Source organism: Rhizobium sp. TH2 (assembly GCF_024707525.1).
Lineage (GTDB): Bacteria > Pseudomonadota > Alphaproteobacteria > Rhizobiales > Rhizobiaceae > Rhizobium_E.
On record NZ_CP062231.1, the window covers coordinates 1,553,136 to 1,573,505 of the forward strand.

The window sequence follows — 20,370 nt, forward strand, 5'->3', positions numbered from 1 at the left end:
TCACTTCATCGCTTCAGCCCTGGGTCACGTTTTCTCTCGTCTCTGGACGGTAAACGACCGGTGTCGCCCCATTGTCGCCAGCCTGCGTCCGCTTCTCCGCCGAACTAGGTTCCACGGCTCACGGCCTGCTCGCTCCAGTCTTTAACGTCTCGCCAAGCGCCACAACGACTGGCCTTGAGCCGGTCAATCCAGGTCGCTGGGCTTCGACGAAGCGCAGCCTTACACTGCAAACGATAAAAATCGAGGTGAGGGCCGTCCGGCCCTTTGCGGTTGCCGGAACCGGCTTCCCACGGCAATGCAACCATTATCAAAGCGATTGAAACCGCTGCTAATTTCTCAATCACAAAAACCTCCCACTGTTGCCGCCGGTTTCAGGCGCCGGTTTTGAACCGACGCCTGCGACATTCGATCGGTTATTCGACGATACGAACGACCTTGCGGGTCTTCGGCGATACGATGACGCGCTTCTTGTTGACGAAGGCGTAGCCGTATTCATCGTTGTCCGGAACGTTCTTGATGACGACTGTATCTGGCAGAGCGGTGCCGACCACGATGTCGCCGTCGATCGTGGAATCCTCGACCTGCTGCTGGGTCACATAGGTCGTAACCGTGTCCGGCACGACGACCACGTCATCGGCGAGAGCGTATGGGGCGGGGAAGGTGAGCGATAGTGCGACTGCTGCGAAGAGCTTGGTATTCATGTTTGTACTCCATTGTTTCGTGGTGTGGCTGCCAAACGGCGACCACCTTGGAAGGTTCCTGCGATTTGTTCTCGCAGAGCATAAATCTTTCTTTTCATGAGGCTTTCTCCTCGTGCGCGCGATCTAAGCTGACACTCGGGTTCATGATTGGGCGAAAATCGGGAAGGTGCGGGCGGCCGGGAACTTTCACGCTGCCCGTCGATTATCCGCGAACCGGCACTTAGGGAATTTCAAACATGCGATGGATTGCTTCCGACGAATTAGAAGGCAAGGCGATCCTGTTCGTGGAGCGATCGCATTTCATCGCGCGAGACATCTACCGGGCCTTTGAATCCCTCGGGGCCACGATTCTCGGGCCAGTTTCGACGACCCGCGAAGCGGCTCTTTTGCTGGACTTCCTCGAAATAGACGGCGCGGTTGTCGATCGGGATTTGACTGAGGACAGTGCCCTGCTCACGCTGCTGAAGGACAGGGAAGTCCCGTCCGTCTTTTCTTGCAACGAGCCTACGTGCCGGAGCGGAAAGAACGGCTGCTACCGGCTTGACGACGTGCGGAGCGATCCGGCCCATTTGCTGGAAAGGCTTTTCTTAAGTGCCGTTCACTAATTGCTCTGACCGCCCTTTGCTACGAGTTTCCCTCGATTGTGCTGGCGATGCAATCGCGCGGTCTATCTCGAAACGGAAGCCGCCACCAGACATTTCTTCCGACACCCAACTATTGAGAAAGCGGATATGACTTCCGGATACGGCACTGTGTATTTGGCGGTCATCGTTTTTACAGCGCTGGCAACTGCGATCTTACTTCGCTAACCGGTCGCAGCGCTGGTCAGTCATCGCTCGTATCGCATATGACCGTACAAGCTGTGCGGCGACATTTCAAATGGCGGATATAGGACACTTCCATTTTGCGGCTACAAGGCAATATCGCATAAGTTTAAACTCCACTAAGTCGGCGAGCTTCGAAGCGGTCGATCTCACTCGTTACGACACCCACAAGTCCATCATGCCGGGAGCCGGTCCAATAAGGTCGGGCATCTCAGGCCCTTTATGCGGGCGCGCGGTGTGGCTGAAGATCAGTAGCGGTAATCGCTGGCCTTCGGATGCGATTCACGGAATGTCGGCGCCAGGCGACGGATGTCCGAAATGCGGGCGACACCCGACAGTCCGCTGCTAAAACACGCAACGCGAAGCCGGACATTGGGGTAGAGGGAGCCAAGGTCTGGGATTGGCCCCCAACCGGACATCGGCTCGGCCCCCAAATTGGTTGGTCTATCGCTGGAATCCTTCATTTGTCCGGATGCAAAGTTACATCCCGTTCGCAAATCTCGACGTTGAACTGAAACGAATCCGTGGCAATCCACCGGCTTGTTGCAGGGAGCGGCGAACTTATGCGAACATTATTGGCGCAAAGTAGAGGGATGATGGTGGAAACGGGCCCGTCTCAAACCTTTCGATTTGGCGGATTTTCGCTCGATCTCGCCAGGGGCGTCCTGATGCGCGGTGACGAAACGCTGTTCCTGCGGCCGAAGGCCTATGGCATACTCACCCATCTCGCCCGCAATATGGGCCGCGTCGTTCCCAAGGCGGAACTCTTCGATACGGTCTGGCCCGGAGTCTTCGTGACCGAGGATTCGCTCACCCAGTCGGTTCGGGAAATACGCAAGGCGATCGGGGAGGACTTGGTCCGTACCGTTCCCAAACGCGGCTACATCCTGGCGGCTGACGGCGAATCTGTGCCTGACGTCGGAAGTCAGCCGATCGTCGCGGTGCTGCGCTTCCGCAATGAGGGCGAGTCGGCGAGTGCGCTTCTGATCGACGGCTTTGCCGAAGACATCATCAACGGTATCGCCGCCTTCGGCCATGTCACGGTGCTGGCGCGCAATTCAAGTTTTTCCTTTACCTCCTTCGAACGATCCGAATGGCCGCAAATCCGGGCGAAGACGGGCGCTGATTATATCGTCGAGGGCGCCGTGCGCCGGCAGGGCGAGCACATCGCGGCGACCATCAATCTCGTCGACGCGGTCAATTCCGTACAGCTCTGGGGCCATCGCTACCAGGCGAGTGGCGAGGGGATGTTCCCGATCGGGCAGGATATCGTCGAAGATATCGTCGGAAGGCTTGTGGTGCGGGTTGCGACTGCCGGCCTCGAACAGGCGATGCGCAAACCGGTACCGAATCTTGCGGCTCATGAACTCATTCTACGCGGCACGGCGCTGCTGCTCGACCCGGCCCAGACCGATATTGCGACGGCGCGCGCACTGTTCGAAGAGGCGGTGATCAAGGATCCTGATAGCGAGTGGATCGGCACACCCGATGGGGCGAGGCCCAGTCGGAAAGCCGGATCGGCGTCGCCATAGACATGGACCTGCCAGTCGAGCGACTTGAGCGGCAGGAAATTGTCGCCGTTCTGCATCTTCACGTAAGGCAGGCGATCGCCGCCCTCGAGCTTCGCCGTGCGGCCTTCGCTGATCGGACTTTCGCGATAGTTGATGCCGATCTGCGAGATCATGCGGAAGAAGAATTTCGACCCGATCGACGTGCCGATCAGCGTCGCCATCATGTGCGGCATGACATAGCGGCGCCAGAGCTGAACCAGCCTGGAGCGGCCGGCGATCAGCCGGAAGACCTAGTCGGTGCTCTTGATCAGCTTGTGCGCGAAGGCGATGCGCTCGGGCTCGTAAGAGTAGAGCAGCCGTTCGCTGGGCCGGCCCTGAACGACGGCCGCGAGCTTCCATACGAGGTTCACGGCGTCACCCATGCCGGTATTCATGCCCTGGCCACCGGCCGGGCTATGGATGTGACCGGCATCGCCCGCCAGGAATGCGCGACCTTTGCGGAAATGCTCCGCGACCCGATGATGGATGCGGTAGGTGGAGAACCACTTCACGGTTTCGACATGGATGCCCGTATCGCGCTCGATCTCTGGACGGATCGCCTCGAAGGTGATCTCCTTGTCGCGCTCGTGTTCCTGTAGCACGACGCCGATCAGGCGCAGCGTGCCGGACTGGCGCACCGGCATAACGATGGCGAAGCCATAGCGACCCACCGTGGTGTCCATGCCATTCTTCGTGTAGGCGCCGGTGCCTTCGACATCGGCGACGTAGAACACCTGCTCATAGGAGCCACCGGGAAAGCCGATATCCAGACCATGGCGAACGGCACTACGCGCACCGTCGCAGCCGACGATATAGGCGGCGCGGATGGCTTCGGTCCGTCCGTCGCTGCCGAGTGTCGCGGTGACGCCGCTTGCGTCCTGCGAGAAGGATACGAGTTCGATGCCACGCTCGATCGTCACCCCCGACTTTTCCAGCGCTTCGATCATCACCTTCTCGTGCACGTCCTGCGGCAGTGCGAAGGCGAAGGAATAGGGGCTAAGGCCCTTGCCGAAGTCGGAAAGCTTCAGCGCCGCCCGGATTTTGCCCGGCGTGCTATTGTCAACTGGTTGACCTTCACGCCCGCCTCAATGATATCATCGACGATGCCGATCTGGCGATGGAACTCTAGCGTACGGGCTTGGACGGCCAGCGCACGGGAGGTCTCGCCGGGCTTGAGGCGCCGATCGATGATGCGGAACGTGACGCCCAGGCGTTGAAGCCAGAGCGCCATTGTCAGGCCACTGGGGCCGGCGCCGACGATAAGAACGTCCGTGTTGAAGCCAGTCATTTCGCAAATCCTTCCTGAAAGCGGACCTTCTGCCTGTCGTGCAGGCGGTTCACGCCGGCGGTGAACACGATGTCACCCTTGTTGAGACCCTTGCTGATCACCACGCGGTCGATCTCGTAGCGGACGACCGTCACCGGTTTCAGCGATACTTCCGAATTGGCGCCGACGATCCAGACAGCCGGTTCTCCGTCCTTGTCGAACAGCGCGCCTCCCGGCAGCACGACCATGGGATCGGCCGGCTGGTCGACGCGGCCCGCCACGCTTGAGCCGAAGCGCATTTCGGCCGGCGGATTTTCAAGTGCGACCTTCACCTCGAAGGTGCGCGTCACGGCGTCCGCGACCGGCGAAATCTCCCGGACCTTGCCGGATACCTTGATCGCCGGGTTGCTGAGAAGCGAGACCGCAATGCGTGGGATCTCGCCCTCGGGGCTATTCGCGAAGACCGATTCCGCAATCGAGAAGACGGCATCGCGAGCTTTGGGATCGGCAAGCCGCACCACCATCTGCCCGACATTCACGAGCTGGCCATTCTCGGCGCCGACAGCGGTGACGATGCCGTCGAATTCGGCGCGGAGTTCGGTGTAGCCAAGCTGGTCCTTGGCCATTTCGAGAGCGATCTTGGCCGATTGAAGCTTTGCCTGGGAGGAGCGAAGCGACTTGACCGCGGCGTCGTAATTGAGCGCAGAGGTGTAGCGCTTCTTGAAGAGGCCGCCGACGCGGCGCTCGTTGGCCTGCGCTTCGACAAGCACTGCCTGGGTGGCAGCGACATCGGTCTCGGCGCTGTGGACCCGATTTTTATAGTCCTCGTCCTCGATCGTGGCCAGAAGGTCACCCTTCCTGACCAGCACGCCGGCATCGACCCAGCGCTTGACGATCTTGCCGGACAGGCGGAAGCCGAGGTCGCTTTCGCGCCGCGGCTTGACCTCACCGATTGCGGCCCGCACATCGCTGATCTCCTTCGGCTCGACTTTGAGCGCGCGAACGAGACTTGCTTCGGCCTTGATAGCAGCCTTGGGGGCGACTGCCTCGCCATTGGCGTGGTGCCAGGCCGAAACGGCCAGGCCCGCCAGGGTGAGCGAGATGACGCCAACCAGTCGCCTCTTGTGAATTTTCATTGCACGACCTCCGTGATGCGGGCAGCAAAGCGCTTCGGTCGCAGGACGAGGGTGTCGCCGCGGCGATAGATGCCGGCTGCCTTGATTTCGATGTCGTGTTATCGCTCGAAGCCGGGCTACAAATCCCGATGCGGCGCCGATAAAATTCCGATAATTCCCCTATGCGGGGAAGGGATTTCCGCGATCATTAGTCGGTGCGATGAGACGCCAACATTTAGTTTGCCGTCACAGGTAGAAATGGGCGAGACAGTTACACTAATCGCCCTTTCAGTCATCTGTACCCACCGCATCCCGGATGAGCCTTGACCGCTGTTGGCGCAAACATTCCCTCTCGCAAGTCCACTGCATTGCCCGCTTTTGAGCCGTCGCTTGGCGGACTCTACGGCCGACTTGAGGGCACAATGCAGCCTTAGGTTCGCACAGAGAGGTAAGTCGCCAGCCATGCCTCACTTGATGGGAATCGAACCACAAGCGAGATACCGATATATCAGCTACAGGCATAACGGCTGCTTTTCGTATTCCATTCTAAGGCCACCTCCGCTGGTGCGCGCGCGAAAGCGATTCAAATCGTGAGATAGTCTTCCCATCAACGCCAGCATAAGATCAACGCATTTTTGCCAGCAGGCGTTCGGCGGCCATCACGTCTGTGGCGTCCGATCCTTCGTCAAACCGTTCGAACACAGGCTGCAACAGTACCCGCGCATCACGCGCCCTTCCGTCGCCGACCCAAAGCGCAGCGAGATCGGTCGCGGTTCGTAACTCCCATGCCGGTGCGCCAATTTTCCGGCTGTACTCAAGCGAGCGCATGAAGCAGGTCTCTGCATCATCGGCCAAGGCCGTCGGCATTAACAGGTGGAGGTTTCCTCGGATGCGCAAAAGCTCCGGCATGTAGCAGAGGTCCCCGTTTTTCTCGACGAGATCTATTGTCCTGTCGATCCTTGCCATGCCCTCCCCGATCTCGCCGATCGCCGCCAGCCCCTTCACGGTCGAGATCTCCAGCATGGTGGTGAAAACCTCGTAGTTCGCCGCATGAAGCTTTTCGACACATTGCCGCAAGGTCTCCAGGCCAGACTTCACGTCGCCCCGGCGGATTGCGATCTCCGCCTCAAAGCCTCTGGCGACCGTCACATACGGCGACAGAAAATGCAGCCCAGCCCGCGAAACCAGCCATTCGATGTGCTCCTCGGCGCTTCGCAGGTCATCCCGCCAAAGGAAAACAGCAATGCCCCCAAGCAATGCGATGCACAGGGTCAGCGAATGATCCAGCTTGGCCGCTTCAGCAATCGTCTGACGCGCGCGGATGTCGGCTTGCGCGGGATAGCCCTGCAGCCATAGGTTCCTCGCGAGAATCCCGCCCGCCAGATGCCTTCCCTTGAACCCGACGTAACTCGCCGTGGTCCGCTGCGATCCCGAAGCGCCCTTCACCGCCGCCTCCAGTTCGATGCGCGCAGCCTCCAGTTCGCCTGTGAAATGCAGCGAATTCCCCAGAAAGAAATGCCCCAGCTCGACGGTCGCAGCGTCCGTCATCGTGGCTGCGAGTTCGGAGCAACGCCTTGCGTAGTGAAGGGCGGCGTTGAAGTCGCCAGTGCGCATCTTGAGCATGTTCAACGGGCCCAATATCCGCAACTGATCGAGCGCATTGCCCCGTTCCTCGGCGATCTGCAGCGCTCGACCGAGGGCAACTTGCGAAGTGTCGCGGCCGCCCTGCATATACATCCGGGAGATTCCAAGGCCGGCCTGAAGATGCATCTCCTCGACGCTGCCCAGAAAGGCGTCGCCCAGCGCGAGAAGCGCGCGCTCCGACCAGCGCTGACATTCGGGGAAAAGCGACATCACCTGGAAAACCGGCACCGCAGCAGCCGCCAGCCTGATGCCGACCCCGACATGGCCGTTCTCTCCAAAACACCATTCCAAGGCTGCTCGAGCGTTGTTTATGCTGATAAAATACGGCACCCGCTCGAGGCCTGTCGACAAGCTCGGCCAATCAGAGCCGAATTGCTCCAGCCAGTGCTGATAGTATCCAGCGTGACGTACAGCCACTCTGGCACGATCCTCATCGGTCTGAGATTGCAGTGCGTAAGCGCGTGTCGTGTCCAACAAGCGGTAGCGCATCGTCGAACCGATCGGACGGGTCGCAAGCAGCGATTTTGCCACCAGGCTGTCGATTGCGCCGAAGATGGCGCGGTGATCCAGATCCGGGGTCGAAGCCACTTCCAGCACCGCTTCGAGTGTGAAGTCTCCGACAAAGATTGCCAGCCGGCGCAGCAGGAGGCGCTCCACATCCGTGAGAAGCCCGAAGCTCCAGTCGAGCGTGGCCTGTAGCGTCTTTTGGCGCGGTGGTGCCGTCCGGGATCCCGCCCAGCCCAATGTCAGGTGCTGATCGAGGAGCGTGGCGGTCTGGAGCAGTCCATAGGTTTCGACCCGTCGGGCGGCCAGCTCCAGGGCAAGCGCCATGCCGTCGAGTTTCCGGCAGATGCTCGCGACGACGCGGAGATCGCCGTCACTGACATCGAGAGAAGCTCCGCTGGCCGCAGCCCGCTCCATGAACAGCTGTATCGCGGGGAACGACAGGATCATCTCGCTCGAAATATCTGGATCGTCCGGCGGGCAGGCGAGCGTGTCGAGCCTGTAGATGCTTTCGGCTTCGATCCTGAGAGCCTCCCGGCTTGTGGCGAGGAGATAAACTTGCGGGGCGCTGTCGATAATGTTTGACGCGAGATCCGCAATTGCGTCGATCAGGTGTTCGCATGTATCGAGGATCAGCAGAATCTGCTTGTCTTGCAGGTAGGCAAGCAGGCTGGGACGCACGTCTTCGGACCCGACCGGCAGCCCGAGCATCGAGGCAATTCCGGCCGCAACCAGGCCGGAATCGCTCAGCATGCCATAGTCGGCGAACAAGACGGCCCCGTTGAAGCTCGGGGCGACGTTATGCGCCACCGCGGTGGCGACGGTGGTCTTACCGACACCGCCGACGCCAACGATGGTCACCATCCGCGACTTCATCAATTTGTCGGACAGACGGATTATGTCTTCCTCCCGGCCGACCATGCGATCGAGCCGGCTCGGAAGGATGGCATGGGGGAAATCGGCGTTTGACCGCGCTGCCGGCGGAGCTCTCCGCCGCGTGATCGGCGCTACGAAACAGTAGCCTCGTCCGGCGATCGTCGTGATGTAACGGGCGCCATCCTGGCCGTCGCCTAGCGCCTTTCTCAGTCCGGTCATGTGAAAGCGCAGGCTGCCTTCCTCAACGATCACATCCGGCCAGACCTGTGAGATCAGATCCTGCTTGCTCATGAGCTTGTTGGGAGCAGAGGCAAGTGTGATCAATAAATCCATGGCGCGCGCGCCCAGGTCGATCGGAGCCTCATCCCGCGCAAGAAGGCGCTGGCTCACACTCAACGTGAAAGGACCGAAGGTGAGTCGATCAGCCGTATCGTCCCCGGTTCCAGTCATGGCGTTACCTGCAGCGATCCCCACCCAAGCTCTTATACTCCAAGGGGTTCGCTGACGCTATCAAGGAAGACAGGAAGGGTCTTGCCCCGACGACGTTTGGTTCGCCTGCCCCTATCCAACCCCAAGCAAATACAGCGCTCATTGCAGCTAATGACGCCTAACAACGCATAACGTGCGAACGTGGTCACGGCCGAGTAGCTCTTAGGTCAGCACAGCGGTGCAGACGCTAAAACATCAACAGCTACAAAAGGAAAATCACTATGACCTCCAAGATTATCTTCACCGGCAAGACCCACAACACCAACGGCCGCGACGGCGGAACACGCAGCAGCGACGGTCAGCTGGACATCAAGTTCAAGCAGCCGCATCCCGCCGCAGAACACCTGTTCGGTGCCGCCTGGTCGGCCTGCTACATGGGCGCAATCGAGCTCGCCGCCTCGCAAAGACAGATCAAGCTGCCGGCCGGAACCTCGGTCGACGCCGAGATCGATCTGAACGCAGAGGAAGGCTCCTACTTTCTGAGCGCCCGGCTCAACGTTAGCGTCCCCGGCATCGACCCCGCCGTTGCTCGCGAATTGCTCGCCGCCGCACACAGCATCTGCCCGTACTCCAAGGCGACGCACGGCCAGGTCAACGTTGAAACCAACCTGATCTGAACCGCCTTTGTCGGGTCTGCCTGCGCAAACAGATCCGACCAACCAATCCCAGTTCGGCTGGTCAATCCTCGATCAGCCGTCGCCCAATCGGCAGCGAGCGCAAGCATCGGAATTGGTAACTCATGCCGTTCCCCAGGTGAACCGCTCGCTGAAAACTCGAAACAGCATTCGCAACTGAACCGCTTGCCCGGACCGTGTCGATTTGAACGCATTTAGCTGCGCTTCCACGTGATCGGCGGGCGGATCGACACGCACAGCGTCGCGCAACAGCCGGCGCATTTTCAAAGGAGCAGAACAATGACAAGGAAACTTGAGGGCAAGGTGGCCGTCGTCACAGGCGGCAGCGCCGGCATCGGACTCGGTGCGGCCAAGCGCTTCGCCGAGGAAGGCGCGCAGGTGTTCATCACAGGCCGCCGCCAGTCGGAACTCGACAAGGCCGTCGCCGAGATCGGAGCAAAGGCCACCGCAATCCAGGGCGATGCCTCCGACCTCGCCGATATCGATCGGATCTACGAGATCGTCAGGACGAGGGCCGGCCGTATCGATGTCCTCCTCGCCAATGTCGGCATATATGAATTCGGCACACTCGGCGAAATCACCGAAGATCATTTCGACAAGACGTTCAATACCAATGTGCGCGGCCTTCTCTTTACAGTGCAGAAGTCGCTTCCGCTGCTTTCGACGGGCGCATCAGTGATCCTGACGGGGTCGATTGCGTCGATAAAGGGGTCGCCGGCTTTCTCGGTCTACAACGCCAGCAAGGCGGCCATCCGTTCGTTTGCCCGTAGCTGGATCGTCGATCTCAAGGGTCGCGACATCCGGGTAAACGTGCTGAGCCCCGGTCATACGCAGACGCCCGGTCTTTCAGTCCTACTTGATGAGACTATTCGCGATGGGATGGACGCCAATGTGCCGCTTGGGCGCATGGGGACACCGGAGGATGTCGCCAAGGCCGCCGTCTTCCTGGCTTCCGATGATAGCAGCTATATCACCGGCGTTGAACTCTTTGTCGATGGTGGGCTCGCCCAGTTCTGACAGAATAGGCGGATCCATCGCCCACCATCTCAATCGTACACAAAGATGTCTGTGCCAAAACACTGCGAACTCCTCCGCAGACCTGTTTTGATCACAAGAATTATTGTTGGCGCGCGCCATCAACTCACTGCGCGCCTTCGCGATAATCGGCGCGGATTGAACTCAACGCAGACCTTCCGCCTCGGGAGTCGGCTGGGATGGAAGATATCACAGAGATGAGGGCGCTTAGCCGCTCAATTGAATTCAAAGTTCGAACGGCCCACTCCTCCTCCCAAAGGGGTCGTTCGTCGGAATAGCGATACTCCTCCCATTGATCGCTATTCCACTTCATGAAGCCTGCCGCACCTCCTCCCCCGCGGCAGGTTTTTTTTCGTTTGAGCGGTACTGTCGCTGAGCATTCGGCTGAGATTCGGCTTGGCAAAAAAATCACAGCGCGGCCTCTCTGCCCACCAAATTGTTGTTCTTTATTTGTTCCTATGTTAGTTTCTGCCGGATTGTTCGGGCGAGGAGCGTTATGTCCAGACTTTTCACAAACATCCGGCCGATGGGCGAAATCGCTGACTATTTCGGCGTGGAAGATGAGCAGCCAATTGCGATGCCCAGCGAAACGGTCGAGGGCACCCAGGGGTTGATCGTGGTGGAGAGAGACGGCAAGCGTTTGCTGAAGTCGCTGCCTTGGGGCTTTCCGCGCCAGACCCGGGAAATGCGGTTGAATGGTCAGCCGCCTGGACGGATCGGCCTGGTCGCCGAACTCGCAAATCCAATGTGGGAGCATCTGGTCGTCGACCCTCGCTATCGCTGCCTGATACCGATCACACATTTCGCCAACCCGGAAGGTGAAGCCGGTAAGAAGACCCGCGTGTGGTTCTCGCTGACCGACGAGCCGATGGCCGCATGGGCGGGCTTTTGCCGCAGTACGCCAGAATTCGGATCGGTGTTTGCGGGGATGACGACGACGGCCAACGACCTGATCATGCCGTTCAATGAGCGGATGCCCGTAATCCTGCGGAAGGAAGAATGGTATCGCTGGCTGCACGGCTCGATTTCCGATGTCATCGAATTCGAATTTCGCGAACCATTGCCGTCAGAGATGTTCAACATTCTCCACACCCGCGATCGCTGGCAAAGTGGCATGCCGCCGCGCGAAGCGACTTCCCGCAAAACCAGCTCTGTGATTATGGTGTAGGCGCTCGAAGCGCAGGAAAGGGTTGTCGCATGTGTAATCTCTATACCGTTCGCCAATCTGCGGCCGAGGTCGCCGCTCACTTTGGTGTCCCGAACCCGCTTCAGACGAATGCACCTGCCGAGGTATATCCGGGCACGCCGGGGATGGTCGTCAGGGAGGAGGACGGTGTTCGGCTACTGCAGTCGATGGTATGGGGCTTCCCTCTCAGGCTCAAAGACATGAAGCCGGCCTCCAAGCCAAAACCCGTCAACAACATCGCCGACCTCAAGAAGCCAATGTGGGTTGGGCTCGCGCGCAAACCTCAGTGGCGTTGCCTGATCCCGATGACGCATTTTGCGGAAGCTGAAGGTCAGAAGGGCAAGATGACCCGCACCTGGTTTTCCGTCAAAGACGAGCCGATCTTTGCCTGGGCCGGGCTTTGGCGGGTGAGCGACGAATGGGGGCCGGTCTATTCAGGCGTGATGACGGATGCCAATGAGGCCGTCCGCCCGGCACACGACCGGATGCCGGTGCTCGTTCATCGGGATGAATACGACCAGTGGCTCAACGGCGGTTTCGAGGACGCCCTGGCTTTTCAGCTGCGTGTCTTCCCGCCGGAATTCATCGAGATGGAGAAGACGTCCGAGCTTTGGTTCAAGCGGAAGACAGTGGAGCCAGAGACGGCAACGCTGCTCTGATTGGGAAAAGAACTCACAGCGCCAGGGCGAGCTGCGGTTCAGCCTCTTCGTCGGTCGCATCGAGCGTAGATAGTGTGACGCCGAGTAGCCGAATGCCTTTGTCCGCAGGAAAGACCGGCGTGAGCAAAAGGTCCACGATACTGACAATATCATCGACAGCAGCCACCGGTGTCGCCACGGTCTTGCTCCGGGTGATCTGCGTGAAATCCGCCCACTTGACCTTCAATGTTATGGTCTTGCCGCGAATGCCCTTCGCCACACAATAGCTCGAGACTTTTTCGCAGAGCGGTTTGAGACCTGCGCGAGCAGCGTCGAGGTCGTGGATGTCCTCAGGGAACGTATCCTCGGCGCCGATCGACTTCCGGACACGATCCGGCTTCACGCTTCGCTCGTCGATCCCTCTGGCCACCCAGTAGAACCAAGGTCCCGATTTTCCAAAATGCTGCTGAAGAAACGATAGCTCGTGAGCCTTCAGATCGGCGCCGGTCTCGATGCCGAGCCGGGCCATCTTCTTCGCAGTTGCCGGCCCCACGCCATGGAATTTCTTCACGGGCAGCGCCTCGACGAAGTCGGCCCGTTCCTGGGCGTGATAACGAACATGCCATCGGGCTTACGTTGATCGGAAGCCATCTTGGCGAGAAACTTGTTGTAGGAGACGCCGGCTGACGCGGTGAGCCCGGTTTCGGCCTTGATCCGGGCGCGGATTTCCTCGGCAATTTCGGTCGCGAGCGCCATTTCCTTCAGATTCTCGGTAACATCGAGATAGGCCTCGTCGAGCGAAAGTGGTTCGATCAGCGGCGTGTAGTCGGCAAAGATCTCGTGGATCTGCTGCGATACCGCACGATAGACGTCGAAGCGGTGCGGTACGAATATCAGGTCAGGACATTTTCGCTTCGCGGTGACCGATGGCATCGCCGAGTGGACGCCAAACTTGCGGGCTTCGTAGCTCGCCGCCGCGACCACGCCGCGTGCTTCCGCAAAACCAACGGCGACCGGCTTGCCTCGGAGTGTTGGATTGTCACGCTGCTCGACCGAGGCATAGAACGCGTCCATGTCAATATGGATGATCTTGCGCAGCCGTCTGGACACCGATTGTGCAGTGCCTGTCAGCGTCTTCTCAAGATCGCCATCGGCAGATGTGTCTAGCATCTGATTCCTCGTTGGCCGGCATGTAACATCCACCATCGCCAAGTTTCGGCAGTATGGCTCGCAATTATTTGAGCAGAGCTCTACCGACCAAATCGTTCCGCTATCCAACTGATTCAAATCATGGAATCAACGGACGCTCAGCTCGGCGTGCAAGCTACGCTTTCTGACGATCGTCAGGAGTCGCGCGATGGTCGATTGACTCGGTTTGGCTTTCAGAACAAAAAGGGAACATATCAACAGTTTTGCCCGTTGCAAAGTCCCAAGGAGGCGCCATTTTCGATGCGTGATCGCGTCACCAATCCCGTCATCGCAGAACTGCGCGATCGCATCGAGCGGTTGGAAGGCGGAGCGATTCGAAATCGCAAGGTGCTGCCGTTCGGAATTGCAGACATTGACAATCGGCTTCCCGGTGGAGGGTTGTCGCTCGGAGCACTTCATGAGGTAGCGGGCGGGGGCAATGGCGCGCTGGACGCCGCTGCCCCGTCGCTCTTTGCCGCCGGCATTGCGGCGCGTCTCAAGGGCAAGGTGCTCTGGTGCATGACGCGAGCCGATCTCTTCGCTCCCGCTCTGGCCCAGGTCGGGTTGCCGCCAAGTCGTGTGATCTACGTCGAGGCGGGCGATGAGAAAGCCTTGCTCGCTTGTATGGAGGAGGGGCTCCGCCACGGCGGCCTTGGCGCCGTCGTCGGCGAAGTCGCCCGACTTTCGATTGCGATCTCGCGTCGGCTGCAGCTGGCCGCGGAGAGTTCCGGAACGACAGGTATTGCCATTCGCCGTTGGCGCAGCGGACCCGAAGCGTCCGACTTCGGCCAACCCACGGCTTCAGTCACCCGATGGCGGGTCTCAGTCCTTCCGTCCTCCCCATTACCAGTTCCCGGTGTCGGCCGAGCGCGTTGGCTGCTTGAGCTTATTCGCTGTCGTGCCGGCGAAAGTGCAGATTTTGAAGTGGAAGCTCCCGATGCCAAGGGTCGTATCGCTCTACCTTCCGACATGGCCTACGGATCGCCTCAGACGAATATTGGGCGACGCTACGCCTCCGCCTGACACGCCATTCGTTCTTGTCGGTCGGCAGAAAAACCGTCGTATCGTCACCGCTGCGGACTCTGCCGCTATGGCTTTGGGCCTGAGAATTGGAATGCCTGCGACGAAAGCGCAGGCACTTGTTGCCGGTCTCGTCATCATGGATGCCGATCCCGTCTCAGACACCGATGCGTTGGAGCGTCTGGCGCTCTGGGCATTGCAACGCTACGCACCCATCGTTGCCGCAGATCCGCCGGATGGATTGGTGATCGACACGACAGGCGCCGATCACCTGCATGGCGGCGAGGAACTGATGCTGTCTGGCATGGTCAATCGCTTTCGCGGGTCGGGGATCACCGCACGAGCCGCAGTTGCTGATACCTGGGGTGCCGCACATGCCGCTGCTCGCTTTGCGGACCAGCCAACCGTTGTCGTGCCGTCAGCCTCGCAGGCCCAGGCACTTCAAACATTGCCGATCGCGGGATTGCGGCTCGATCCTGCGATGATCGACAGCCTGCGCGTTCTAGGCTTCAAGACGATTGGAGATATTGCCAGTCAGCCGCGTGCGCCGCTCGCCTTGCGCTTTGGGCCGGAGCTTGGGCGTCGCCTCGATCAGGCCTTGGGCCGAGTTGCGGAGCCGATCGATCCGCTCCGCACTCCTGAACTGATCGAGGTTCGCCGGGTCTTTGCTGAGCCAATCGGCGCCGCCGAGACGATCGCACGATACATAGCTAAGCTTGTCGATCAGTTGTGTGGCTTGCTCGAGGAGCAGGGCCTCGGAGCCAAGCGCGTTGATCTGCTGTTTCATCGGGTCGACAGCACCTATCAGGCAATCCGTGCCGGAACCGCCAAACCCGCCCGTGACATCAAGCGCATTACTCGGCTGTTGACAGACCGGATCAACACCATCGATCCCGGCTTCGGGATCGAGATCATGTCATTGACCGCGACACATGCCGAACCGCTGGTCGCGCGCCAGGTGATCTCATCGCTCATCGAAGAGCCCGAAGCGGACGTCTGTGGCCTGGTCGATATTATTGGCAACCGCATTGGCGAACGGCGGCTGTTTCGTGCGATACCGGTGGCAAGCGATGTACCCGAACGCTCGGTCGCGCGCGTGGCGCCCATGCTTCCCGACAAGGGCGAAACGTGGCCCGATCGCTGGCCGCGACCGACGCGATTGTTACCCTGTCCCGAACCGATCGAGACGATCGCACTTCTGCCAGATCACCCACCGGTGAGCTTTACCTGGCGCGGAGTTCGACGGCGTGTCAGGCGGGCAGATGGACCGGAACGCGTCTTCGGCGAATGGTGGAAGCGGGATGCAGAGCTTGCCGCGGTTCGCGACTATTTTCTGGTCGAGGATGATGCCGGCGAGCGCTACTGGATCTATCGCGCGGGTGACGGAGAACATGGCGAAACCGGTAGCCAGCGTTGGTTCCTGCATGGGATATTCGGATGACATCAGGTCCCCGCTATGCCGAGCTGCAGGTCACGTCGCACTTCTCGTTCCTAAGGGGAGCCTCCTCTTGCGAGGAGTTGTTTGCCCAGGCGGCTATGTCAGGCATTGAGGCGCTTGCGATCGTCGACCGCAACAGCCTCGCCGGCATCGTTCGTGCCCACCAGGCAGCCAAGGACACAGGTGTTCGGTTGATCGTCGGTTGCCGTCTCGATCTCACCAATGATGTGTCCGTCCTCGTCTATCCGACCGATCGTCCGGCTTATGCCCGGCTCTGCCGATTGCTCACGCTTGGGAAGAAGCGTGGCGGCAAGGCGCAATGCATTCTCGATTGGGCTGACCTTGTCGCTTACGGAGAAGGCCTTATCGTCGTCCTCATTCCCGACCTGGCCGACGATATGTGTCCGCTGAATTTGCGGCGCCTATGCCAAGACTTCGGGGATTGCGCCTATCTCGCTCTGACGCTGCGCCGGCGGCCGAACGATCAGCTTCGCCTGTTCGAACTGTCGAACATGGCGGCAGCGATGGGGGTGGCTACCGTCGTCACCAATGACGTTCTGTTTCATGTTCCGGAGCGGCGTATCCTGCAGGACGTGGTCACCTGTATTCGTCACAACGTCACGATCGACGATGCCGGCTTCCGCCGCGAGCGGCATGCCGACCGCTATCTCAAGCCACCAGAGGAGATGGCACGGCTTTTTCCGCGATACCCAGCAGCACTTGCTAGAACGATCGAAATCATGGAGCGCTGCCCCTTCTCGCTCGATGAACTCGCCTATCAATATCCGGAGGAGCGGTCGCATCCAGAGCTGACACCGCAGGAGACGCTCGCCCAGATGACCTGGGAGGGAGCAACACGACGGTATCCCGAGGACCTGCCCGACAAGGTGCGAAAGACACTCGAGCATGAGCTAGAGCTCATTGCGAAGCTCGAATACGCGCCCTATTTCCTGACCGTGAACAGCATCGTACAGTTTGCCAGATCGCGTAACATCCTCTGCCAGGGCAGGGGATCGGCGGCAAACTCCTCCGTCTGCTATGTCCTCGGCGTCACCTCGATCGACCCGGATCGCAACGATCTCCTCTTCGAGCGCTTCGTCTCGGAGGAGCGACGGGAGCCACCCGACATTGATGTCGACTTCGAACATGAGCGGCGTGAGATCGTCATGCAATGGGTGTTCGAGACCTACGGCCGCGACCATGCTGCTCTCTGCTCGACGGTCATCCGCTATCAGTCCAAAGGCGCCATTCGCGATGTCGGAAAGGCACTCGGTCTGCCTGAGGACATGACGAAAATGCTCTCGGCGGGTGTCTGGGGCTGGGGTGAAAACGTCGGCGAGAAGCACGCGGAGGAACTCAATCTCAACATCGGAGACCGACGACTGACACTGGCGCTCGATCTCGCTCATCAACTGGTGGGTACACCGCGGCACCTATCCCAGCATCCTGGTGGCTTCGTCCTCACCCGAGATCGTCTCGATGAGCTCGTACCGATCGAGCCCGCTGCGATGATCGATCGACAGGTGATCGAATGGGACAAGGACGACATTGATATCGTCAAGTTCATGAAGGTCGACTGCCTGGCGCTTGGCATGCTGTCCTGCATGAAGCGCGGCTTCGATCTCCTGGCCGAGTACAAGGGTATTGAGATCGATCTCGCGACGATCCCGCCGGAAGATCCGCGAACCTACGCGATGATCCGCAAAGCGGATACGTTGGGGACGTTCCAGATCGAGAGTCGGGCTCAGATGTCGATGCTGCCCCGGATCAAGCCTCGGACCTTCTATGACCTGGTCATCGAAGTGGCCATCGTCCGGCCTGGGCCAATCCAAGGCGACATGGTTCATCCCTATCTCCGCCGCCGCGCAGGCAAGGAAGCCGTTGTCTATCCAAAGCCCGAGCTCGAGAAGGTGCTCGGCAAAACGCTTGGCGTGCCGCTCTTCCAGGAACAGGCGATGCGGGTCGCGATTGAATGTGCCGGCTTTACGCCCGGTGAAGCCGACCAGCTCCGGCGCGCCATGGCGACCTTCAAGCATACTGGTGGAGTCTCGAAGTTCGGTGAGAAGCTGATCTCGGGAATGGTTGCGAATGGCTACGAGCAGGATTTCGCCGAGCGGACCTTCAAGCAGCTCGAAGGTTTTGGCAGTTACGGTTTCCCAGAGAGCCATGCGGCCTCATTCGCACTCATCGCCTATGCCTCCTCCTGGCTGAAATGCTGGCACCCGGATGTCTTTTGCGCGAGCCTCCTGAACGCCCAACCGATGGGCTTTTACGCTCCTGCCCAGATCGTCCGGGACGCCCGCGAGCATAACGTTGAGGTTCGGCCGGTCTGCGTCAATGCGAGCCGATGGGACTGCACGCTTGAGGCTACAGAGGACGATACGCGCTTTGCCATTCGGCTCGGCATGCGGATGGTGAAGGGGCTTGCAAATCGCGATGCCGCTACAATCCTGGCAGTCCGAGAGGATCGACCGTTCGCATCCATCGATGACCTTTGGCGCAGGGCGGGCGTGCCAGCCGCCTCGCTCGTCGAACTCGCGGAAGCTGATGCGTTTAAGCCGTCGCTCCGACTGGTTCGCCGAGAGGCGCTCTGGGCAATTAAGGCATTGCGGGACGAGCCACTGCCGCTGTTCGCAGCTGCCTCTGAGAAAGCCAACGAAACGCTTGCGGAGCTCGATGAGCCCATCGTTGATTTGCGGCCTATGACCTCAGGAGGCGAGGTCGTAGAGGATTACGGTCACATGGGATTGACCCTTCGCGATCACCCCCTCTCATTCCTGCGGGAAGACCTGTCGAAGCGTCGGATCATCACTTGTCGCGAGGCGATGCAATCACGCGACGGCAAGTGGGTCGAGGCTGCGGGTCTCGTGCTCGTCCGGCAGCGGCCAGGGTCAGCAAAAGGCGTGATGTTCATCACGATGGAGGACGAGTCCGGCGTTGCCAATCTCGTTGTCTGGGTAAAAACCTTCGAGAAATATCGCCGTGTCGTGCTCGGCGCCGGCATGCTTGGCGTCTATGGGCGCATTCAGCGGGAAGAGGATGTCGTGCATCTTGTCGCTCATCGTCTGACGGATCTGTCATCCTATCTGGCGAGCGTCGGCGAGCGCGACCAAGTGTTCGAGCTACCACACGGGAGGGGCGATGAGTTTCATCATGGGTCGCCGGCGCTGGACCCTCGCGGGTTTCCAAAGGGGCCGCGAGCGCGCGACATCGTCGATCCGTATTTGCATCTCGATGCGATCAAGGTGAAGACGCGAGATTTCAGATAGCCACAATTATGGGTCAGCGGTTCCGCTTCCGTCAACTAAGCGGCCGAGGGCGCCGCGCACTGTGCCGACGCTGTGCACAAGGTTGAAAGTCGACTGATGAAGTCTTTCATAATGCGATTTCGATCTATCGCGTAGACATAACGCATCACGTGCCGTGAGCGATCGGTGCTATAGTGCATATCGTCAGTCAGGATCGGTGTAGGCAGGAATGCGGACGGAGCCCAATCGGAATTCAGTATCCATGCGGTTGCGCCCATGTCCCAGATTTCCTTCGCCCAGCCAACATGGTCGTCACAGTAGCCCTTGAAGCGCATGGCCAGGAACCGACCGATTTCACCATATGGTTCCACGTAACGTTCGATTTCCGGCACAGTGCTATGCAGGATTGAGGTCACGCCTTCACAGGGAACGAGAACCAGGGGAACGCCAGAATCGAACAGCACCTGCGTGCCACCGACATCCGGCTCGAGATTGAACTCGCGCTGGTGTTGCCAATCGATCGCATGGCCGCCCCGCCAGACCACTACGATATTACTCACGATATCAGGAGCTGCGATGAGTGCAGCTGCGACATTGCTGATCGCCGCCATCGCGATAACGTAGAGGGGGTTGTCGGGTGTGGATCTCCTGGCGCGGGCGATGAGGTCATCTACTGCCGGTGCCTGCAGCGGTTTTTTCTGAGGTCCGACATAATCAGTAACGCCCCGATGAACCAGGCCAACTGGCGCAATGGCTAGGCGATCCAGCAGTGCCAATATCTCATCGTAACTGAGCTCCATGCCACGGGCAGGATCTTGGGTCGTTTCGTTGACGAATGGCGCGGCATAAATCGCCTCGACACTGACTGTGTCGCGCGACAGCAATGCATGCACGATCGCAAACTGATCATCGATCTCGTTGAAGGTGTCCGTGTCGATTACAATTCGTCGCCTTCCTGACCGCGGCGCGAGCATGGACAAGCGACGGCTTTCGGACATGAGCATGGATATTT

General features: G+C 59.7%; 15 protein-coding genes and 1 pseudogene. 9 read left to right on the forward strand and 7 right to left on the reverse strand.

Annotated features, from left to right (window positions below; translation table 11 throughout):
* Positions 1 to 413: 413 nt before the first annotated feature.
* Positions 414 to 701: a DUF1236 domain-containing protein gene (locus IHQ71_RS07815; RefSeq protein WP_258161376.1), complete on the reverse strand. Its 288-nt coding sequence runs from the start codon at positions 699 to 701 to the stop codon at positions 414 to 416.
* A gap of 236 nt (positions 702 to 937) precedes the next feature.
* Between IHQ71_RS07815 and IHQ71_RS07820 the strand changes: the two genes are divergently transcribed.
* A complete protein-coding gene (locus tag IHQ71_RS07820; RefSeq protein WP_258161377.1) occupies positions 938 to 1,306 on the forward strand; it encodes a hypothetical protein in 369 nt (122 codons plus the stop codon).
* A gap of 887 nt (positions 1,307 to 2,193) precedes the next feature.
* On the forward strand, positions 2,194 to 3,057 hold the full coding sequence (locus IHQ71_RS07825) for a winged helix-turn-helix domain-containing protein (RefSeq protein ID WP_258161378.1): 864 nt from the start codon (positions 2,194 to 2,196) through the stop codon (positions 3,055 to 3,057).
* Positions 3,058 to 3,326: 269 nt separating this feature from the next.
* Here the strand turns inward: IHQ71_RS07825 and IHQ71_RS07830 are convergent, their stop codons facing one another.
* The 4 genes from IHQ71_RS07830 to IHQ71_RS07845 form a co-directional block, all read right to left on the reverse strand.
* Entirely contained in the window at positions 3,327 to 4,022 is a 696-nt protein-coding gene (locus IHQ71_RS07830; RefSeq protein ID WP_374989967.1) for an FAD-dependent monooxygenase, read from the reverse strand.
* A gap of 77 nt (positions 4,023 to 4,099) precedes the next feature.
* A complete protein-coding gene (locus tag IHQ71_RS07835) occupies positions 4,100 to 4,363 on the reverse strand; it encodes an FAD-dependent monooxygenase (RefSeq protein WP_258161379.1) in 264 nt (87 codons plus the stop codon).
* Positions 4,360 to 5,478: an efflux RND transporter periplasmic adaptor subunit gene (locus tag IHQ71_RS07840; protein ID WP_258161380.1), complete on the reverse strand. Its 1,119-nt coding sequence runs from the start codon at positions 5,476 to 5,478 to the stop codon at positions 4,360 to 4,362. Before IHQ71_RS07840 ends, IHQ71_RS07835 begins: the two co-directional genes overlap by 4 nt.
* A 603-nt stretch (positions 5,479 to 6,081) precedes the next feature.
* On the reverse strand, positions 6,082 to 8,931 hold the full coding sequence (locus tag IHQ71_RS07845) for a helix-turn-helix transcriptional regulator (protein ID WP_258161381.1): 2,850 nt from the start codon (positions 8,929 to 8,931) through the stop codon (positions 6,082 to 6,084).
* Between the two features lie 260 nt (positions 8,932 to 9,191).
* Between IHQ71_RS07845 and IHQ71_RS07850 the strand changes: the two genes are divergently transcribed.
* The 4 genes from IHQ71_RS07850 to IHQ71_RS07865 all read left to right on the forward strand — a co-directional run bounded on the left by IHQ71_RS07850 (position 9,192) and on the right by IHQ71_RS07865 (position 12,485).
* Entirely contained in the window at positions 9,192 to 9,587 is a 396-nt protein-coding gene (locus IHQ71_RS07850) for an Ohr family peroxiredoxin (protein ID WP_258161382.1), read from the forward strand.
* A 297-nt stretch (positions 9,588 to 9,884) separates the two neighbouring features.
* Positions 9,885 to 10,622, forward strand: coding sequence for an SDR family NAD(P)-dependent oxidoreductase (locus IHQ71_RS07855; RefSeq protein WP_258161383.1), 738 nt, complete (start codon positions 9,885 to 9,887; stop codon positions 10,620 to 10,622).
* 514 nt (positions 10,623 to 11,136) lie between these two features.
* Positions 11,137 to 11,808 (forward strand): SOS response-associated peptidase family protein, encoded by a 672-nt coding sequence (locus IHQ71_RS07860; protein ID WP_258161384.1) that lies wholly within the window; start codon positions 11,137 to 11,139, stop codon positions 11,806 to 11,808.
* Positions 11,809 to 11,837: 29 nt separating this feature from the next.
* A complete protein-coding gene (locus IHQ71_RS07865; protein WP_258161386.1) occupies positions 11,838 to 12,485 on the forward strand; it encodes an SOS response-associated peptidase in 648 nt (215 codons plus the stop codon).
* Between the two features lie 13 nt (positions 12,486 to 12,498).
* Here IHQ71_RS07865 and dinB read toward each other — a convergent pair.
* Positions 12,499 to 13,538 (reverse strand): annotated as a pseudogene (dinB, locus tag IHQ71_RS07870) (DNA polymerase IV).
* A gap of 375 nt (positions 13,539 to 13,913) precedes the next feature.
* Between dinB and IHQ71_RS07875 the strand changes: the two are divergent.
* The 3 genes from IHQ71_RS07875 to IHQ71_RS07885 are packed head-to-tail and all read left to right on the forward strand — an operon-like array spanning position 13,914 to position 19,379.
* On the forward strand, positions 13,914 to 14,675 hold the full coding sequence (locus tag IHQ71_RS07875) for an ImuA family protein (RefSeq protein WP_258162773.1): 762 nt from the start codon (positions 13,914 to 13,916) through the stop codon (positions 14,673 to 14,675).
* Positions 14,590 to 16,113, forward strand: coding sequence for a DNA polymerase Y family protein (locus IHQ71_RS07880; RefSeq protein ID WP_258161387.1), 1,524 nt, complete (start codon positions 14,590 to 14,592; stop codon positions 16,111 to 16,113). Before IHQ71_RS07875 ends, IHQ71_RS07880 begins: the two co-directional genes overlap by 86 nt.
* Positions 16,110 to 19,379, forward strand: coding sequence for an error-prone DNA polymerase (locus IHQ71_RS07885; protein WP_258161388.1), 3,270 nt, complete (start codon positions 16,110 to 16,112; stop codon positions 19,377 to 19,379). Before IHQ71_RS07880 ends, IHQ71_RS07885 begins: the two co-directional genes overlap by 4 nt.
* 35 nt (positions 19,380 to 19,414) lie before the next feature.
* Here the strand turns inward: IHQ71_RS07885 and IHQ71_RS07890 are convergent, their stop codons facing one another.
* On the reverse strand, positions 19,415 to 20,362 hold the full coding sequence (locus tag IHQ71_RS07890) for a nucleoside hydrolase (RefSeq protein ID WP_258161389.1): 948 nt from the start codon (positions 20,360 to 20,362) through the stop codon (positions 19,415 to 19,417).
* Positions 20,363 to 20,370 lie beyond the last annotated feature (8 nt).

Bases quoted from the DNA above. Each gene is read 5' to 3' on its own strand.
- IHQ71_RS07840 (WP_258161380.1), bottom strand. From the start codon at position 5,478: ATGAAAATTCACAAGAGGCGACTGGTTGGCGTCATCTCGCTCACCCTG.
- IHQ71_RS07865 (WP_258161386.1), top strand. From the start codon at position 11,838: ATGTGTAATCTCTATACCGTTCGCCAATCTGCGGCCGAGGTCGCCGCT.
- IHQ71_RS07825 (WP_258161378.1), top strand. From the start codon at position 2,194: ATGCGCGGTGACGAAACGCTGTTCCTGCGGCCGAAGGCCTATGGCATA.
- IHQ71_RS07830 (WP_374989967.1), bottom strand. From the start codon at position 4,022: ATGATCGAAGCGCTGGAAAAGTCGGGGGTGACGATCGAGCGTGGCATC.
- IHQ71_RS07855 (WP_258161383.1), top strand. From the start codon at position 9,885: ATGACAAGGAAACTTGAGGGCAAGGTGGCCGTCGTCACAGGCGGCAGC.
- IHQ71_RS07815 (WP_258161376.1), bottom strand. From the start codon at position 701: ATGAATACCAAGCTCTTCGCAGCAGTCGCACTATCGCTCACCTTCCCC.
- IHQ71_RS07885 (WP_258161388.1), top strand. From the start codon at position 16,110: ATGACATCAGGTCCCCGCTATGCCGAGCTGCAGGTCACGTCGCACTTC.
- IHQ71_RS07890 (WP_258161389.1), bottom strand. From the start codon at position 20,362: ATGCTCATGTCCGAAAGCCGTCGCTTGTCCATGCTCGCGCCGCGGTCA.
- IHQ71_RS07880 (WP_258161387.1), top strand. From the start codon at position 14,590: ATGCCAAGGGTCGTATCGCTCTACCTTCCGACATGGCCTACGGATCGC.
- IHQ71_RS07835 (WP_258161379.1), bottom strand. From the start codon at position 4,363: ATGACTGGCTTCAACACGGACGTTCTTATCGTCGGCGCCGGCCCCAGT.
- IHQ71_RS07850 (WP_258161382.1), top strand. From the start codon at position 9,192: ATGACCTCCAAGATTATCTTCACCGGCAAGACCCACAACACCAACGGC.
- IHQ71_RS07860 (WP_258161384.1), top strand. From the start codon at position 11,137: ATGTCCAGACTTTTCACAAACATCCGGCCGATGGGCGAAATCGCTGAC.
- IHQ71_RS07875 (WP_258162773.1), top strand. From the start codon at position 13,914: ATGCGTGATCGCGTCACCAATCCCGTCATCGCAGAACTGCGCGATCGC.
- IHQ71_RS07845 (WP_258161381.1), bottom strand. From the start codon at position 8,931: ATGACTGGAACCGGGGACGATACGGCTGATCGACTCACCTTCGGTCCT.
- IHQ71_RS07820 (WP_258161377.1), top strand. From the start codon at position 938: ATGCGATGGATTGCTTCCGACGAATTAGAAGGCAAGGCGATCCTGTTC.